Annotated in this window: 16 protein-coding genes, 1 tRNA gene and 2 pseudogenes; 11 read left to right on the top strand and 8 right to left on the bottom strand. The window is 68.0% G+C overall.

The window, feature by feature from the left end; translation table 11 throughout:
* Positions 1–8: 8 nt before the first annotated feature.
* Both ABD140_RS12620 and ABD140_RS12615 read left to right on the top strand, forming a co-directional pair.
* Positions 9–230 (top strand): annotated as a pseudogene (locus tag ABD140_RS12620) (IS256 family transposase); the annotation flags it as partial.
* Positions 227–706, top strand: coding sequence for a hypothetical protein (locus tag ABD140_RS12615; RefSeq protein ID WP_344240164.1), 480 nt, complete (start codon positions 227–229; stop codon positions 704–706). The pseudogene ABD140_RS12620 and the gene ABD140_RS12615, both read left to right, overlap by 4 nt.
* A gap of 71 nt (positions 707–777) precedes the next feature.
* Here ABD140_RS12615 and ABD140_RS12610 read toward each other — a convergent pair.
* Positions 778–1,113: pseudogene (locus ABD140_RS12610) on the bottom strand (transposase); the annotation flags it as partial.
* Positions 1,114–1,583: 470 nt separating this feature from the next.
* On the opposite strand from ABD140_RS12610, the gene ABD140_RS12605 reads away from it, so the two are divergent.
* The gene (locus ABD140_RS12605) at positions 1,584–1,832 is read left to right on the top strand and encodes a hypothetical protein (RefSeq protein ID WP_344240162.1); all 249 of its coding nucleotides are present in this window, start codon (positions 1,584–1,586) and stop codon (positions 1,830–1,832) included.
* 437 nt (positions 1,833–2,269) lie between these two features.
* Here ABD140_RS12605 and ABD140_RS12600 read toward each other — a convergent pair.
* From ABD140_RS12600 to thyA, 4 genes are all read right to left on the bottom strand, one after another.
* Positions 2,270–2,340: transfer RNA gene (locus ABD140_RS12600), tRNA-Gly, on the bottom strand.
* A gap of 57 nt (positions 2,341–2,397) precedes the next feature.
* Positions 2,398–2,832 carry an HIT domain-containing protein gene (locus ABD140_RS12595; RefSeq protein WP_344240160.1) on the bottom strand — a complete coding sequence of 145 codons (435 nt, stop codon included), beginning with the start codon at positions 2,830–2,832 and terminating at the stop codon, positions 2,398–2,400.
* Entirely contained in the window at positions 2,829–3,323 is a 495-nt protein-coding gene (locus ABD140_RS12590) for a dihydrofolate reductase (RefSeq protein ID WP_344240158.1), read from the bottom strand. The genes ABD140_RS12595 and ABD140_RS12590 overlap by 4 nt, the downstream gene beginning before the upstream one ends.
* Positions 3,320–4,219, bottom strand: coding sequence for a thymidylate synthase (gene thyA / locus ABD140_RS12585; RefSeq protein ID WP_344240156.1), 900 nt, complete (start codon positions 4,217–4,219; stop codon positions 3,320–3,322). Before thyA ends, ABD140_RS12590 begins: the two co-directional genes overlap by 4 nt.
* A 191-nt stretch (positions 4,220–4,410) precedes the next feature.
* On the opposite strand from thyA, the gene ABD140_RS12580 reads away from it, so the two are divergent.
* The 3 genes from ABD140_RS12580 (at position 4,411) to ABD140_RS12570 (ending at position 6,515) form a co-directional block, all read left to right on the top strand.
* A complete protein-coding gene (locus ABD140_RS12580) occupies positions 4,411–4,974 on the top strand; it encodes an adenylyltransferase/cytidyltransferase family protein (protein WP_344240153.1) in 564 nt (187 codons plus the stop codon).
* Complete coding sequence (locus ABD140_RS12575; protein ID WP_344240151.1) at positions 4,971–5,801, top strand: deoxycytidylate deaminase; 831 nt, start codon at positions 4,971–4,973, stop codon at positions 5,799–5,801. Before ABD140_RS12580 ends, ABD140_RS12575 begins: the two co-directional genes overlap by 4 nt.
* Positions 5,802–5,867: 66 nt before the next feature.
* Positions 5,868–6,515: a hypothetical protein gene (locus ABD140_RS12570; RefSeq protein WP_344240149.1), complete on the top strand. Its 648-nt coding sequence runs from the start codon at positions 5,868–5,870 to the stop codon at positions 6,513–6,515.
* Between the two features lie 14 nt (positions 6,516–6,529).
* Here ABD140_RS12570 and ABD140_RS12565 read toward each other — a convergent pair whose 3' ends face one another.
* A complete protein-coding gene (locus ABD140_RS12565) occupies positions 6,530–8,683 on the bottom strand; it encodes a (Fe-S)-binding protein (protein ID WP_344240147.1) in 2,154 nt (717 codons plus the stop codon).
* A gap of 272 nt (positions 8,684–8,955) precedes the next feature.
* On the opposite strand from ABD140_RS12565, the gene ABD140_RS12560 reads away from it, so the two are divergent.
* From ABD140_RS12560 to ABD140_RS12550, 3 genes are all read left to right on the top strand, one after another.
* The gene (locus tag ABD140_RS12560; RefSeq protein ID WP_344240145.1) at positions 8,956–9,645 is read left to right on the top strand and encodes a hypothetical protein; all 690 of its coding nucleotides are present in this window, start codon (positions 8,956–8,958) and stop codon (positions 9,643–9,645) included.
* A gap of 12 nt (positions 9,646–9,657) precedes the next feature.
* The gene (locus ABD140_RS12555) at positions 9,658–10,377 is read left to right on the top strand and encodes a hypothetical protein (protein ID WP_344240144.1); all 720 of its coding nucleotides are present in this window, start codon (positions 9,658–9,660) and stop codon (positions 10,375–10,377) included.
* Between the two features lie 162 nt (positions 10,378–10,539).
* Positions 10,540–11,265 carry a hypothetical protein gene (locus tag ABD140_RS12550; protein ID WP_344240142.1) on the top strand — a complete coding sequence of 242 codons (726 nt, stop codon included), beginning with the start codon at positions 10,540–10,542 and terminating at the stop codon, positions 11,263–11,265.
* 74 nt (positions 11,266–11,339) lie between these two features.
* Here the strand turns inward: ABD140_RS12550 and ABD140_RS12545 are convergent, their stop codons facing one another.
* On the bottom strand, positions 11,340–12,482 hold the full coding sequence (locus tag ABD140_RS12545) for a CU044_5270 family protein (protein ID WP_344240140.1): 1,143 nt from the start codon (positions 12,480–12,482) through the stop codon (positions 11,340–11,342).
* The gene (locus ABD140_RS12540) at positions 12,479–13,003 is read right to left on the bottom strand and encodes an RNA polymerase sigma factor (RefSeq protein WP_344240138.1); all 525 of its coding nucleotides are present in this window, start codon (positions 13,001–13,003) and stop codon (positions 12,479–12,481) included. The genes ABD140_RS12545 and ABD140_RS12540 overlap by 4 nt, the downstream gene beginning before the upstream one ends.
* Before the next feature lie 256 nt (positions 13,004–13,259).
* Here ABD140_RS12540 and dnaK point away from each other — a divergent pair, with 256 nt between their 5' ends.
* Positions 13,260–15,098, top strand: a complete 1,839-nt coding sequence (dnaK, locus tag ABD140_RS12535; protein WP_344240136.1) for a molecular chaperone DnaK — start codon at positions 13,260–13,262, stop codon at positions 15,096–15,098.
* On the top strand, positions 15,095–15,679 hold the full coding sequence (gene grpE, locus ABD140_RS12530; protein ID WP_344240134.1) for a nucleotide exchange factor GrpE: 585 nt from the start codon (positions 15,095–15,097) through the stop codon (positions 15,677–15,679). The genes dnaK and grpE overlap by 4 nt, the downstream gene beginning before the upstream one ends.

The raw sequence follows: 15,679 nt of genomic DNA, 5'->3' as shown, positions 1-15,679 counted from the left end.
TGTGGGGAAGCCCAATCGAGTCGACGTTCGCCACCGTCCGGCACCACACCAAGGTCACCAAGGGGCCCGGCTCTCAAGCGGCCAGGCCGACCATGGCATTCAAGCTGATCGGATCAGCCCAGGGCCGCCGGCGCGCGGTCAATGCACCCCGCTTCCTCGCCCTCGTCCGCACCAAAGCCGCCTTCGCACGCGGCAAACTCGTCGAACGACCCGAAGGACGAGCCGCATGAACATCTCGCATCTCGACGAAGAGCCCGCCGAACATCGGCGTTTCGCTCACTACCTGCACGATCTGGAGGCCGCCGACGAGGCAGACGAAGCCGGCCTCGTGGCCGTCGTGCTGCGCGACCAGGACGCCGCGATGGCGGAAAGCGCCGTGGGCCGACATCTGGACCGCCGAGCCGCGCAACTGTTGACCACTCCGGCATTCACCGCCTGGGCCCACACGATGACCACCGTGATCACCGAGCGCGACTTCCTCACCCGACGACTCCGCGAGTGGGGCCTGCTCCGATCGATCGCCCTCGGCGAACCCTGGGCCGCCGAAGACATCACCGGCGCCTCCGACTGGTTCCAGCGCATGGCCACGACCACCCAGATCATCTCCTCGCCCGATGCCCTCAGACTTCTCAGCGACCACGGACGAACCCGCCGAGTCCGAAACACCGCAAGGCTTCGGCTACCTCAGCTGGAAGAACCGAACTGACTTGATCCACAGGCCTTGACTATTGCTCTGAGGTCCCCCCGTTCGACGGCCGGGCTGATGTTCCCCCGGTTTCACGGACTCGCTGGTGAGGAGATCGGGCTCGACGTTCGGGTGGTGGTTTCGAACTGTAGTGGGCTCATCCAGTCCAGGGCGGAGTGGCGTCGCCGGCGGTTGTAGAACCCTTCGATGTACTCGAAGATCGCGTTCGCGAGTTCGACGCGGGTCCGCCGGCGTTGCCGGTCGAGGAGTTCGGTCTGCAGGCGTCCCCAGAACGCCTCGGCCACGGCGTTGTCGTACGGATCGCCGACGGTGCCCAGGGAGGGCAGCAGGCCTGCCTTGCGTGCGCGTTCGGTGAAGGTCCACGAGGTGAACTGCGTTCCGTGATCGGCGTGGATGATCCCTCCCGGGACCTGGCCGGCGGTGCCTCGGGGGGGGGGAACCGATCCGCCCCGACGCGGTTTCTCGCTGCCCCCCGGATTCCTCCAGCGCCACAACGAACCGAAGATCGGCCAATGCTCCGACGACAAAATCGTCGGCAGAAGACCTCTCACGATCATCCGCGGAGGCCTTTCGACCTGCTGTGCGCATCCGAAGGGATTCGAAAGCTCCTCAGACTGTCTTGACTGTCCCGAGGGACAACCAAGGGTAATCACTTGATGCCAGCCTGCTTTCGGAAACGGTGTTGTTTCGAGGGGCGCAAGTGTCGGGAGATGAGCTTCGGCTCGAAAACGAGTGCTCAGCGTGGCAAGACGTGCAAGACGGTCTGGTCCGCTGGGCGGGAGAGCGGGGGTTCCTCGCCGAGCTGGCACAGGTGAGGACGGGGAGAGCGTGGTTGCGGGAAGTACTTCCACCTCTGTGTCCTCTGCGGGATGACTGCGTGACTGTGCTGTCGGAGTTGCTCGCGAACTGCGCCGAGCATGGTGGCGGCGGGCAGGTGAGCGTGGTCGTGACGCATGTGTGGGGGCGGGTGACGGGGATGCTGGTGCATCACGCCGCGCCTACGGCTCGGGTGAGGGTTCCTGTACCGGGATCGGGCGAGGTGGGAGCCATCGAGCAGTTGGAGGAGTCGGGCCGTGGATTGGTCGTGGTGGCGGAGCTCTGCGGTGGCGAAGTGGAGATCGAGTAGAAAGCGGATCGCACGGTGATTCGGTGGAGGCTTCATGGAAGTTGCGCCTGCGAAGAATCCGACGAGTACTGAGGCGACGCAGGCCGAGGACGGGCCGTTCTGACAGGCCGGAAGGCGGGGCGTACGAGCCGCCAGGCTCGGAGCACTGCCGACAGCACCCCCGACGCTCTTGAACGGAGCACGGTCTGAGGCTCTTGGACGGGTGAGAAGAACGTTCCTGCACGGCGGGGTGCGGGAGGGGCGGAGCCCCTCGCCCGGGGTCTGGGGCAGAGCCCCGGAGAGCACAGCCCCGAGCGTAGCGAGGGACCAAGACGTGGAGGGCGGCGCGATAAAAAAATGGCTGATCGCCGGTTAATTGCCCAAGTCGGTCAAACGACCCTGGAAACGATGAAGGCCCGGCTCTGGATTCAAGTCCTGAGCTGGGCCTTGGCAATGAGAGCGGATGACGGGAATCGAACCCGCGCTGTCAGCTTGGGAAGCTGAAGTTCTACCATTGAACTACATCCGCGTGAGTCTCCGGGGAGACGTCTGCATGTCATAGTAGCGGAACCCGCGAGCGGGTGGGTCAGGAGCTCATGCGGAACCTGACGGGTGGGGCTTCGGGGGCCGGGTCGCCCACCAGGAGGTGGGCGTGGAGGTGGCGGATGGTGCCGCCGGTGTGGTGGCAGTCGCCGTTGCGGACGCCCAGGCCGTAGTAGGTCAGGTCGTAGGCGGAGCGGGCCCAGCGTAGGGCGGTGAAGAGCTCCAGTTGGGCGGGTTCGCCGAGGTCGGCGAGATCTTCCACGTGTTCGTGCGGGAGCAGGAGCAGGTGGAGGGCGGTGCCCTTGTAGGGGTAGGCGTTGGGGGTGATGGTCCAGTGGTCGCCTTCCCACAGGGCCTCGTGTGTGCCTTCCTTGCGGAAGGTCTCGGGGCAGAAGAGGCAGATGCCGGCGGCTTCGAGGCGTTGCATCTCGGCCAGCTGCTCGGGGGTGCGGTGGTTGGCGAAGCAGTAGAACGTCATCGTGTGTATTCGATGAAGGAGTAGTCGGGGTGGTCCTGGCGGGATCGCTCGGTGAAGCCCGTGAGCCAGCCTGCCGGCATCGCGGTGTCGCCTTCTGCCTCGCGGTGGACGCGGGTGAGGTGGACGCGGTCGACGTCGGGGAGCGCCTGGGCGTAGATCGAGGCGCCGCCGCAGACGAAGATCTCGGATCCGCTGGTCGCGGCGAGCTCCTCGGCCGCCTCCAAGGCCTCGGGGACGGACCGGACGACGGTGACGTCGGGGTGGGGGGCCACGTCGGACGGGTTCCGGGTGATCACCACGGTGCTGCGGCCGGGAAGGGGGCGGCCGAGGCGGGCGACGATGGAGTCGTGGGTCTTGCGGCCCATCACGACCACGTTGCCGGTCGTCAGCCTCTTGAAGTGCCGCAGGTCCTCGGGGAGGTGCCAGGGGAGGGTGTCGTCCCTGCCGATGACGTCGTTGGCGGCCGCGGCGACGATCAGGTTGAGGGTCATGGGGCCACCGGGATTCGGGGGATGCCGGGGTGCGGGTCGTAGTCGGCCGCGTCGAAGTGCTCGCCGCGGAATCCGTGGACGTCCGTCACGGCGAGGCCGGCGTCGTTGAGCCGGACGGTGGGAAGGGCGCGGGGCTCGCGGTCCAGCATGAGCCGGACGGAGTCGGCCTGGTCCTCGTAGATGTGGGCGTCGGAGATCGTGTGGTAGTACGTCGACGCCTCGTAGCCCGTCAGGTGCTCCAGCATCAGGAGGAGCGCGGCGTACTGCACCATGTTGGACGGTACGCCGATCGGGAGGTCGCCGGAGCGCTGGAACATGTGCAGGTGGAGCCTGCCGTCCAGGACGCGGACGTGGACCCAGCCGTGGCAGGGGGCGATGGTCGCCTTGGGCGTCTTGCCCGTCCCGCGCACCAGGTACTGCGGGATCCACGGGCTGACGAAGTGGGTGCGGTCCCCGGGCAGTTCGCGGATCTGCTCGACGAGGTGGCGGAACTGGTCGAAGCCCTCCGGCTGCTCCAGCGACGGGAAGGCCTGGAACGCGCCGCCGTACGAGCCGGGGCCGAGTTCGCCGGGGGCGAGGCCGCGCTTGGACGTCTTCGCGTCGGTCGCCCAGGCGTCCCACCAGTCGCAGCCGAACTCGGCGAGTTCCTTCAGGGTGGTGGCGCCGTTGATGAAGGCGCAGAGCTCCCCGATGGGCTTGCGCCAGAACGACGCCAGCGAGCGTTCGGTGATCAGCGGGAAGCCGTTGGCGAGGTCGAAGCGCATCGTCTGCTGCATCAGCGTCAGCGCGGCGGGACCCTGGCGGGTCGGCACGCGGACGCCTTCGTCGAGCACCCGCCGGAGGAGTTCCCGGTACTGCCCGTCCGGAGTCCGCTCCGCATAGGGCAAGTAACGCATGAAAGACCTTCCGGGAGTCTCAAGATGACAATGGAAGGCACGTGATCACACGACCCTCCACAATAAGGCTACCGCTCCCGCCCCTCCCGTCCTGCACCAGCGCGCCGACAGCGCTGAACACAAGCCCCAGCAGGTCACGACACCGGCGCGATAGCATGAAACGTTGCAGCCGACCGGGAGGAACCCACGAAGTGACCAGGAGCACCGAAAAGAAGCGCCCCTTGGTCAGCCGCGACTTCTTCGACGACGCCTCGAACTTCGAGCTCCGCTACGTCCAGGACTACGACCGCATCAGCGAGATCGTCGACGCCCTCCGCGCCGTCGACAACCGCATCGTCCTGACGAACGGCTCCTTCGACATCCTCCACGAAGGCCACTCCATGTACCTGGAGGCCTGCCGCGGATTCGGCGACTTCCTCATCGTCGGCGTCGACAGCGACGACAAGATCCGCGAGCGCAAGGGCCCCCACCGCCCGGCCGTCCCGGAGATGGAGCGCCTCCGCATGGTCACCCACCAGCGCGGCGTCGGCCTGGTGACGCTCAAGGACCGCGACCACGAGAAGTGGGCGCTGATCAAGGCGGTCCGCCCCGACGTCCTGGTCGCCACCGCCGAGACCTACTCCCCCGAGCAGATCGCCGAGCTGGAGGCGAAGTACTGCGGCGAGGTCCGGGTCCTGGAGCGCATGGCGACGATCAGCACGTCGGCCCGCCTCCGCCGCATCCAGCTCGGCCTGGCCGAGAACGCCGAGCGATGAGCGCGAGCGGCGCAAAGCAGCTCGTCCTCTACCTCCCGGTCCTGCACGCCGGCTACGAGCGGTTCCTGGAACGCCACGAGGACGCCGACGAGGTGCTCCTCCTCGGCAGGGGCTTCCACGACCTCTTCCCCGCCCTCCGCAAGGACATCCGCGCCCTCGACCCCGCGAGGGCGGCCGCCTACCTCGGCGGCCCTCCGAGGGTCAGGGTCATCGAGCCCGCGGACCTCCCCGGAGCCCTGACCGGGCGCCTCGTCATGCCCCACGAAGAGATCATGCGCGAGCTGGCCGACAGGTACGGCCTGAAGCCCGACTTCGAGCGCACCTTCCTCCGCTGGGACCGCCCGTGGAGTCTGGAGGAGGCCCCGGTCGGCTCGGCCCGGATCACCGGGGACGAGTTCGACAGGCACTTCATCCGGAAGGCCCGGGTCCAGGCCGACCGCAGCTCCGACTGGTGGCGCCAGGTGGGCGCGGTGGCCGTCCGGGACGGCGAGATCCTCGCCGAAGCCCACAACCACCACCACCCCACCGAGTACTCCCCCTACCTCGACGGCGACCCGCGCAACGAGTTCCGCCGCGGCCTTCGCGCCGACCTCTCCACCGCCATCCACGCCGAGGCCACGATCGTCGCCACGGCCGCCCGTGAAGGCCTCTCCCTCAAGGGCGCGGACCTCTACGTCACCACGTTCCCCTGTCCCGCCTGCGCCCGTCTGATAGCCGAGACGGGCTTCCGCCGCCTCTACTTCACCGGCACCTACTCCGTCCTCGACGGCGAGGGCATCCTGAAGGCGGGAGACGTGGAACCGGTCTGGGTCGACCTCAACGGTTAAACCAGCAATCGGTAACAACCTTGCAACGCCGTCGTCGCGGGGAAAGTATTCAACGTCACACCCATCGTGCATGTGAGGAAGGGCCTGGCCTGGCGGGTGCGGCGCGGACCGACCCTGCTGCTGCCCGAGGTGCCCCAGCGGCTCCTGGAGACCGTCCGGCTGTTCGCCCCGGAGGCACGGCAGCAGGACGGTGTCGTCGTCGCGGGTTCCGCCCTGCTCAAAGGCCCCTTCGAGGTGACGCCCAGGCTGGCCCGGGGAGCGAGGCTGCCCGACGGCTGGGCCGTGGCCTATGTGGGTGAAGGGCCGCACGGCCTGGTGGCGGGCCTGGCCAGGCGGCTCGGCGGCCTGTGGTTCCAGGACGGCAAGGCCGTGACGTACCGGGAGGACGAGGACCAGACGGTCACCGTCTACCTGCCGCGGCGGCCCGAGCCGGAGCGGCTGGCGAGCCTCGTGGAGGACGTCACCCACACCGCCACCCCGGACACCGACCTCTACAGCGGCGGCCTCGTCTCGCTGCTCGTCCGCAAGGTCCACGAGCACCATGTCACGTGCGACCTGCACTCCTCCGACACCCACCGGCTGGGGCGCACCGCGCTGGCCATCGCCCGCGAGTTCGGCGGCGTCGCCCTGGACGGCGACGGCTACCGCATCACGGCCCCGGAAGACCTGAAGCCCGTCCCCAGGCAGCGGGGACGGGCTTCGGAGCAGCAGTGACTACCGGGGGGCGGTCACTCCTTGCCGGCGGGGACCGCGGCGGGCTTGATCGACTGGAGCAGCAGCTGCGCCACGTCGACGACCTCCAGGGTCTCCTTCGCCTCGCCGGAGGTCTTCTTCTCGTTGATGGCGTCGCCGAGCATCACGAGGCAGAAGGGGCAGGCGGTGGACACGGTGTCCGGGTTGGTCTCCAGGGCCTCGTCGACGCGCTCGGTGTTGATGCGCTTGCCGATGCGCTCCTCCATCCACATGCGCGCGCCGCCGGCGCCGCAGCAGAAGCCCTTGTCCTTGCAGCGGTGCATCTCCTGCGTCTTGACGCCGGGGACCTTGGCCATGATGTCGCGCGGCTGCTTGTAGACCTTGTTGTGGCGGCCGAGGAAGCAGGGGTCGTGGTAGGTGATGTTCTCCTCGATGGGAGTCACCGGCACGAGCTTGCCGTTGTCGACCAGGTCGGCCAGGAGCTGGGTGTGGTGGACGACGTCGTAGTTGCCGCCGACCTGCGGGTACTCGTTGGCCAGGGTGTTGAAGCAGTGCGGGCAGGTGGCGACGATCTTCTTGACGCCCGCGTCGTTGAGGGTCTCGACGTTCTGCTGGGCCATGCCCTGGAACAGGTACTCCATGCCCAGACGGCGGGCCGGGTCACCGGTGCAGGCCTCCATCGGGCCGAGCACGGCGAACTTGACGCCCGCGGTGTGCAGCAGCTCGGCGACGGCCTTGGTGGTCTTCTTGGCGCGGTCCTCCAGGGCGCCGGCGCAGCCGACCCAGAAGAGGTACTCGGCGTCCTCGGGGATCTTCTCGTCGATGACCTCGACCTCGAAGTCCAGCTCCTCGATCCACTCGAGGCGCTTCATCTCGCCCATGCCCCACGGGTTGCCCTTGTTCTCGAGGTTGCGCAGCATCACGCCGGCCTCGGACGGGAAGGACGACTCGATCATGGCCTGGTAGCGGCGCATGTCGAGGATGTGGTCGATGTGCTCGATGTCGACGGGGCACTGCTCGACGCAGGCGCCGCAGTTCGTGCAGGACCACAGGACGTCGGGGTGGATGACGCCGTCGTCGGCGACGAGCGGCTTGTCGACCTCCATGGCGAGCCGCTGCTCGTCGGTGAAGGCGCCCTGCTTCTCCTCGGTCGCCATGTAGTACGGCGCCTTGTGGAAGGCGTGGTCGCGCAGCTCCATGATGAGCAGCTTGGGCGACAGCGGCTTGCCGGTGTTCCAGGCGGGGCACTGCGACTGGCAGCGGCCGCACTCGGTGCAGGTGGCGAAGTCGAGGAAGCCCTTCCAGGTGAAGTCCTCGATCTTGCTGCGGCCGAACAGGTCCTCGTCCGGGTCGGCCTCCTCGAAGTCGAGGCTGCTGCCGTCGGGCTTGAGGACGGGCTGCGCGGCGCCCAGGCCGTTGGGGCGGCGCTTGAACATGACGTTCAGCGGGGCGAGGAAGATGTGCAGGTGCTTGGAGTTCAGCACGATCAGGAGGAACACCAGCGCCACGCCGATGTGCAGCAGCAGGCCGATGCCGGCGAGGATCTCCAGCGTGTTCGCCGAGAGGCCGTCGAACAGCTTGCCGGTGGCGTAGGAGCCGAACGCGGCCTTGCCGAACGGGAAGTAGTGCTCGCCGGTGACGGTCTCCAGCGCGGCGAGGACGCCGCGGTAGAAGAACATCGTCCAGATCACGTTGAAGATCATGAACAGGATCAGCCAGGCGCCGCTGTTGTGCGAGCCCTTGAAGCGGGACTTGCGGTCGAGCTTGGCCGGGTTGTTCTTGATCCGGATGATGCTGAAGACGACCAGGCCCAGGAAGCACATCACCGCGATGAAGTCCTGGATGAAGCCGATGGGGCCCCACGTCTGCAGGATCGGGATGTGGGTGTCGATGCCGAAGAGAAGGCCGACACCCGCCTCGATGTACACGGTGGCCAGCAGGAAGAACGCCCACATGACGAAGAAGTGGGCGAGGCCCGGGATGGTCCACTTGAGCAGCTTGCGCTGCCCGAGGACCTCGGTCACCTGACCTTCGACGTCACCCTTGGGGTCGCGCTTGACACTGGCGACCCGGTCCGGAGCGGGCTGCCCGCTGCGGATCAGGTTCCATAGGAAGAGCACTCGCTTCCCGGCGAGGAGCAGGGTCACCGCAATGCCGGCGAGCCCGATTATCAACGTGAGCCAGAACATCTGTTCCGTCCTCCTGAGGTACGGCCATCGGCTGAAGCGTAGGGCTCGCTACAGGCTGTCATGACATGGGGCCCCCGATTGTACCGGCGAGTAACTTGTGGGCCAAGTCGCCGGAACCCCCGAGTCGGCGGGCTGATCCACGCTAGAGGTACCCCGCGTTTCTCGTTCGTGACACAACAGATCTTGGAATGCCGGTTATGTGAGGTTACTCTCACCGACAACAGGAGGCAGGCGCGGCCTCCCCTTTCACCCACCCCCCAAGGAGCAAGTCCATGCGCCGTGTCCTCACGACCGGGCTCGCCACACTGGCTCTGACCCTCGGCTTCGCCGCCGCACCTGCGTCGGCTGCCAACCCCTACACCCCGTCCGAAGCCGACTTCGCCGACTGCCCCGCCAAGCCCGCGGGCGCCACCGAGTGGAAGTGCTTCGTCATGACGGCGCTGGACGGACAGTTCCGGCTCAAGAACATGAAGGTGCGGATCAACCACGCGGTGCGGCTCACCGTCGCCCAGGGCAAGGTGAACGGGCAGAAGGTCGCGCAGATGGGCACGGTGCGCGGCGAGGCGATGCCCTTCGTCACCGGCGTGCTCGGCACCCCGCTGGAGGTCGCCGACCCCACCGGCTGGCAGGTGAAGATCGAGTCCACCGGGCAGGCCTCCCCCGGCGTCCTCTACCCCTCCAAGATCGGGCTGAAGGCGCGCATCATCGGAGACGGCCTCGGCGACAACTGCTGGATCGGCTCGGACGCCGCCCCGGTCGTCATCGCCCCCCGCATCCAGTGGAGCATCCCCTCGCTCCAGGGCGGGCTGCTCATGGTCAAGGCCAAGGTCTACGACGACGTCTTCGCCATCGACTGGGCGACCGGCTGCCAGAGCCCGCTCGTCAACACGCTGATCGGCAAGGCCAACGCCACCAGCAACCACTTCGACGCCACCTGGGCGATCCGCCACAAGACCTTCTAAGGGGACGTCCAGATGAAACTCCGTCGTATCGGCGTCGTCGTCGGCGCCGCCGCGCTCGCCCTCGGGCTGACCTCCTCCCCCGCCAGCGCCGAGATGTCCTACTTCCCCACCGAAGCCGACTTCGCCGACTGCCCGCCCAAGCCGGCGGGCGCGGAGAAGTGGACGTGCTACGTCTCCACCGCATTGGAAGGCGGCTTCACCCTCGGCAGCAAGAAGAACATCCGCGTCCTCATCGACAAGCCGATGCGGATCACGTCCGCCGAAGGCACGCTCGCCGACGGGACCAAGGTGACCGCGTTCGGCGGCGTGCGCCAGCCGCAGAACTTCAAGGTCGTCACGGTCGTGCCGGGCACCAAGGTCATCCTCTCCGTCCTGCCGGAGATCGAGGGCCGGTTCGTCGGCGTCGGGCTCAACGGCAACGAGCCCGACGAGTTCAAGGTGCGGTTCCAGCTGTGGAGCCCGGGCGGCCTGCTCGGCTCCAACTGCACGATCGGCACGGACGCCGACCCGATCGTCTTCAAGCCGAAGATCAACGTCTCCACGCCGTGGCTGTTCTGGCTGACCCCGATGGCCAAGGTGTGGGCGAACGAGAAGAACTTCGCCCTGCCGGCGTCCACCGGCTGCAGCGCCTACCCCCTGCTGGGCCACCCCGACCAGCTGCTGGGCCTGCCGTCGGCGGGCGGTACCAACTCCGCCGACTTCGTCTGGGCGGTTCGGCACAAGACGTTCTGATTCGTTATCAGCGAGACATTCACTTCCCGATAAGCGGCGAGTTACGCTCCTCACCCGGAGTGTGCACTCCCCCCAGACGAACAGGCCCGTTGCCTTCCCCCCCGAGAGGCGGCGGGCCTGTTCCCTTTTCACACCCCACCGAAGTACCTGGAGTCCCCTCCGATGAAGAACCTCCTGCGCCGTACCGCGGTCGGAGCCGCCGTCGCGGCCGCCTCCGTCATGCTCACCGCCGCTCCGGCCGCCGCCGAGAACGCCTACACCCCCTCCGAGGCGGACTTCGACACCTGCCCGGCCAAGCCCGCCGGCGCCACCGGGTGGACCTGCTACGCGGCCACCGTCCTGGACGGCACCATCGACATCGGCTCCGTCCGGGTCAAGGTCGACTCCCCGATCCGGCTGGTCACCGCGCAGGGCAAGCTCGCCGACGGGACCAAGGTCGCGCGGCTGGGCAGTCTCACCGGCGGTGAGCTGACCGTTCAGACGCCGCTTCCGGGGACTCCGCTGTACATCCAGGACCTCACGGGCACCAAGGTGAAGATCGAGGCCACCGGGCAGGTCTCCCCCGGCACCACCATGCCCAAGGAGTTCGGCGTCAAGTTCCGCTTCACCCACCCGCTGCTGTCCCGCAACTGCTGGGTGGGCACCGACAGCGACCCCATCACCCTCAAGCCGGTGATCGGCCTGGCCGTGCCGCAGCTGCGCGCCAACCTGCTCATGCTCAAGGTGTGGACGACCGACAGCACCTTCGCCCTGCCCAAGGCCTCGGGCTGCGGGCCGATCCCCGGCGGCCTGATCGACATGGCGGTCAACGACCGCTTCGACCTGCCGAACGCCAGCGGCGACAACAAGGCGAGCTGGAACTGGGCGGTCCGTCACAAGACCTTCTAACCCCTAAAAAAACGGACAGGCCCGTCGCGTTCCCCCCAGAGGCGACGGGCCTGTTCCGTGTTCTCATTGTCCCCCTATCGCGGCGCTTCTCCCGTCCAACCGGACGAGACGATCGTCACGGCGTTCCAGACGGCGCCCGCGGGCAGGTTCCTCTGGTAGCCGCCCGGCACGACGACCACGCTGTCGGTCTGCAGGGCGCGACCGGTCGACCGGTCGAACAGGAGGCGGGCGCGAAGGACCCCGCCGCCTCCCGCCTTCTCCTCCCTCGTCACGGCGGTTCCCGACCTGCCCTCGAAGTCCTTGACGTTCTCCACCACCCGCACGGAATCGAGTTCCGCCAGCATCCGGAACGCCGCGCCTCTGACCTTCGGGGTCACCGGCATGTCCGCGATCAGGCCGGTGGTGACCTGATAGAGCCAGGCGTCCGACGCCATGGGCGTGCTGGAGGACTCGGTGCTGTGGCCCTTGTAGGAGGCGAGGAGCCACGCCTTGAGCCGCTTCGGGTCGCCCGGAAGCCCCTGGAGCTCCTTCATGGTGACGTTCTTGCCGAGCCAGAAGACCTTGTCCCCGTCGACCAGCCGGCTGCGCTCGGTACGCGCCTTTCCGGGCTCCCGGTCGATCTCGTAGGAGGCGGTGCCGGGAGCACCCTTCTTGACGGGCTTGGGCGCCCCCACTGAGATCTTGGACGGGGAGCCCGCCCGCTTCCAAGCCGCCTCGTCATCAGGCGAGGGGAACCCGAATCCGAGCCGCTGCATGCGGTTGACCTGCTCCCCGCCGGGCGCATAGGGCGTCCACATCTCCGTCTTGTTGAGCTCATAGATGCTGTACGGGGAATCGCCTTGGACCGGCGACATGCTGCGCTGGACGGATTCGGAATGCCACCAGTCGCCGATCTGCTCCTGCTGCGCCTCGGCCTGGAACGCGGCGGACAGCAGAACCGTCCGAGCATCGAGGGCCACCGAGGCGCTCGGAACGTCAGGAGGCGCGATCGAGATTTCCCGCTGGGTGTCGAAGAGGCCGGAGGAGGCCGCCACCACCGCGGCCGCCGTCACGGCCCCCGCAAGCCCCAGGCCCCAGACGGGCCGGAAGCTGCGTCGTGACGTCGGCCGCCGCGGCTGGGAGAAGGCGTGGTCGAGCTCCCGGGACCGCGTCCCGGGGTCCGTGGGGGTGTCCAGATGGGCGGGACGGGCCGCGCGAAGCTGTTCCATCGAGTTCATGAGCACTCCTGAGGGGAGATCCGGACCTGGGGGGAGACCCGGGCGGAGGGTTCTTCGAGCGCCCGCGTGAGGCGTTTGCGGGCGCGGTGCAGCCGTACGCGGAAGGCCGTCTGGCCGCAGCCGACGACCGCGGCGGCCTCCTTCACCGCCAGGCCCTGCCATGCGACGAGCAGGAGCAGTTCCCGGTCGTCCTCCGAGAGGGAGGCCAGGGCGCGCAGCACCTCCAGCCGCTCGGCCACCTGTTCGGCGTGGTCGCCTTCGGTCCAGGCGCGCAGCTCGGCCTGCAGGGAGTCGCGGCGGGCCTGGGCCCTGATGTTCTCCCGCAGCACGTTGCGCGCCACCCCGATGAGCCAGGGCAGCGGCTGGTCCGGCAGGTCGTCCAGCCGCCGCCAGGCGATCGCGAAGGTCTCGCTGACCACCTCGTCGGCGACCTGCCGGCCCGCCCGGCTGACCACGTACGCCCACACCCGTTGTCGGCACTCGTCGTACATCTCGGTGAAGCGCCGATGGTCGTCGGTCATGCGCCTCCCCCTTCGTCCGGCCGTCTCTGACACCGGGTAGTGGTCGCCGGAGAGCTCCTGTTACATCCCATCTCAAGGGGAAGGGCGTTTCGGGAACATCTGGGGAGGCTCAACCGTTCTGCCAGTAGATCGGCAAGAAAGTTGAGTCGATGTGGCTCAAGTGATTTGACACCGGATCGCCCGTGGAGGCATCCTTGGCGGAGCAGATCTCTTTCAGGCCGGACCAAGACCTGACGAACAACGGAGGATTCTGACGATGGCACGTGCGGTCGGTATCGACCTCGGGACGACCAACTCGGTCGTCGCGATTCTGGAGGGCGGCGAGCCCACCGTGATCGCCAACGCGGAGGGGTCGCGGACCACGCCGTCCGTCGTCGCCTTCGCCAAGAACGGCGAAGTCCTCGTCGGCGAGGTCGCCAAGCGACAGGCCGTCACCAACGTCGACCGGACGATCCGGTCGGTCAAGCGTGAGATCGGTACCGACTGGAAGGTCGGCATCGACGGCAAGGACTTCACCCCGCAGCAGATCAGCGCGTTCGTGCTGCAGAAGCTCAAGCGCGACGCAGAGGCCTACCTGGGCGAGACGGTCACCGACGCGGTGATCACCGTCCCGGCCTACTTCAGCGACCACCAGCGGCAGTCCACCAAGGAGGCCGGCCAGATCGCGGGACTGAACGTCCTGCGCATCATCAACGAGCCGACGTCCGCCGCGCTGGCCTACCACCTGGAGCGCGAGGGCGAGGCCACCATCCTCGTCTTCGACCTCGGCGGCGGCACGTTCGACGTCTCCCTGCTCGAGGTGGGCGACGGCGTGGTCGAGGTGAAGGCCACCTCCGGCGACAACCACCTGGGCGGCGACGACTGGGACAACAAGGTCGTCGACTGGCTGGTCACCAAGTTCAAGAACGCGCACGGCGTGGACCTGTCCAAGGACAAGATGGCCCTGCAGCGGCTGCGCGAGGCCGCCGAGAAGGCGAAGATCGAGCTGTCCTCCTCCGCGGAGACCACGATCAACCTGCCCTACATCACGGCCTCGGCCGAGGGCCCGCTGCACCTGGACGAGAAACTCACCCGCGCGGAGTTCCAGAAGCTGACGGCCGACCTGCTCGAGCGCTGCAAGGCGCCGTTCCAGCAGGTCATCAAGGACGCCGGTGTCAGCGTCAACGACATCGCCCACGTGGTCCTGGTCGGCGGCTCGACCCGCATGCCCGCGGTGACCGAGCTGGTCAAGGAGCTCTCCGGCAAGGAGCCCAACAAGGGCGTCAACCCGGACGAGGTCGTGGCCGTCGGCGCCGCGCTGCAGGCCGGCGTGCTCAAGGGCGAGGTCAAGGACGTCCTGCTGCTGGACGTGACCCCGCTGTCGCTGGGCATCGAGACCAAGGGCGGCATCTTCACCAAGATCATCGAGCGCAACACCACGATCCCGACCAAGCGCTCGGAGACCTTCACCACGGCCGACGACAACCAGCCGTCCGTGGAGATCCAGGTCTACCAGGGCGAGCGCGAGATCGCGGCGTACAACAAGAAGCTGGGCACCTTCCAGCTGACCGGCCTGCCCCCGGCGCCGCGCGGCGTCCCGCAGATCGAGGTCACCTTCGACATCGACGCCAACGGAATCGTGAACGTCTCGGCGAAGGACCTCGGCACCGGCAAGGAGCAGTCGATGGTCATCTCCGGCGGCTCCGCGCTGCCCAAGGACGACATCGAGCGCATGATGCGCGAGGCCGAGCAGTACGCCGAGGAGGACCGCCGGATCAAGGAGCAGGCCGAGGTCCGCAACCAGGCGGAGACGGCCACCTACACCACCGAGAAGTTCCTCAAGGAGAACGGCGAGAAGCTGCCCGAGGACCTCAAGAAGGAGGTGGAGGAGGCCATCGCCCAGGTCCGCAAGGACCTCGAAGGCACCGACACCGACGCCATCAAGGCCTCGAACGAGAAGCTGGCGCAGGTCTCCCAGAAGCTGGGCGCGGCCCTGTACGCCCAGCAGCAGGCCGAGGGCGGCGCGACCGCGCCGGGCGCGGAGCAGCAGCAGGCTCCGCAGGACGACGAGGTCGTGGACGCCGAGATCATCGACGACGAGAAGGATGCCAAGTGACCAGTTCTCAGGACGAACCGGTGATCCGCGACTCGCGGCGCATCGATCCTGAGACCGGCGAGCTGCGGACTCCTCCCGCCGAGCAGACGGACGAGGAGGAGGCCGCGGCCCTGGCCGGGGAAGTGGTCGATGAGACGGCCGGGCAGGACGCGGACGGCGTGCTCCAGCAGGAGCTCGACGAGCGCACCGCGGACCTGAAGCGGCTGCAGGCCGAATACGTCAACTACCGCAAGCGCGTCGAGCGCGACCGGCTGGCCGTGCGCGAGCAGGCCGTCGCCGGAGTGGTCACCGAGCTGCTGCCCATCCTCGACAGCCTCGACAAGGCGCGCGAGCACGACGAGCTGGTGGGGTCGTTCAAGTCCGTGGGCGAGTCCCTGGAGACGACCCTGGGCAAGCTCGGCCTGGAGAAGTTCGGCTCGGTCGGCGAACCGTTCGACCCCAACGTGCACGAGGCGCTGACCCACGTGCCGTCGGCGGACGTGACCGAGGAGCAGATCCTCGAGGTCTACCAGCCGGGCTACCGGATCGGCGAGCGCGTGGTGCGGCCCGCACGGGTCGTCGTCGCGGGCCCGCAGGACTGA

It is taken from the genome of Actinocorallia libanotica, assembly GCF_039525175.1.
GTDB classification, from domain to species: domain Bacteria; phylum Actinomycetota; class Actinomycetes; order Streptosporangiales; family Streptosporangiaceae; genus Actinocorallia; species Actinocorallia libanotica.
The sequence above is the reverse complement of the archived record's forward strand: the minus strand, read 5'-3'. Positions and strand labels throughout refer to the sequence as shown.

Bases quoted from the DNA above. Each gene is read 5' to 3' on its own strand.
- ABD140_RS12590 (WP_344240158.1), bottom strand. From the start codon at position 3,323: ATGACCCTCAACCTGATCGTCGCCGCGGCCGCCAACGACGTCATCGGC.
- ABD140_RS12565 (WP_344240147.1), bottom strand. From the start codon at position 8,683: ATGTTCTGGCTCACGTTGATAATCGGGCTCGCCGGCATTGCGGTGACC.
- ABD140_RS12615 (WP_344240164.1), top strand. From the start codon at position 227: ATGAACATCTCGCATCTCGACGAAGAGCCCGCCGAACATCGGCGTTTC.
- ABD140_RS12595 (WP_344240160.1), bottom strand. From the start codon at position 2,832: ATGACGTTCTACTGCTTCGCCAACCACCGCACCCCCGAGCAGCTGGCC.
- ABD140_RS12545 (WP_344240140.1), bottom strand. From the start codon at position 12,482: ATGAACTCGATGGAACAGCTTCGCGCGGCCCGTCCCGCCCATCTGGAC.
- ABD140_RS12540 (WP_344240138.1), bottom strand. From the start codon at position 13,003: ATGACCGACGACCATCGGCGCTTCACCGAGATGTACGACGAGTGCCGA.
- ABD140_RS12550 (WP_344240142.1), top strand. From the start codon at position 10,540: ATGAAGAACCTCCTGCGCCGTACCGCGGTCGGAGCCGCCGTCGCGGCC.
- ABD140_RS12575 (WP_344240151.1), top strand. From the start codon at position 4,971: ATGAGCGCGAGCGGCGCAAAGCAGCTCGTCCTCTACCTCCCGGTCCTG.
- ABD140_RS12560 (WP_344240145.1), top strand. From the start codon at position 8,956: ATGCGCCGTGTCCTCACGACCGGGCTCGCCACACTGGCTCTGACCCTC.
- dnaK (WP_344240136.1), top strand. From the start codon at position 13,260: ATGGCACGTGCGGTCGGTATCGACCTCGGGACGACCAACTCGGTCGTC.
- thyA (WP_344240156.1), bottom strand. From the start codon at position 4,219: ATGCGTTACTTGCCCTATGCGGAGCGGACTCCGGACGGGCAGTACCGG.
- ABD140_RS12555 (WP_344240144.1), top strand. From the start codon at position 9,658: ATGAAACTCCGTCGTATCGGCGTCGTCGTCGGCGCCGCCGCGCTCGCC.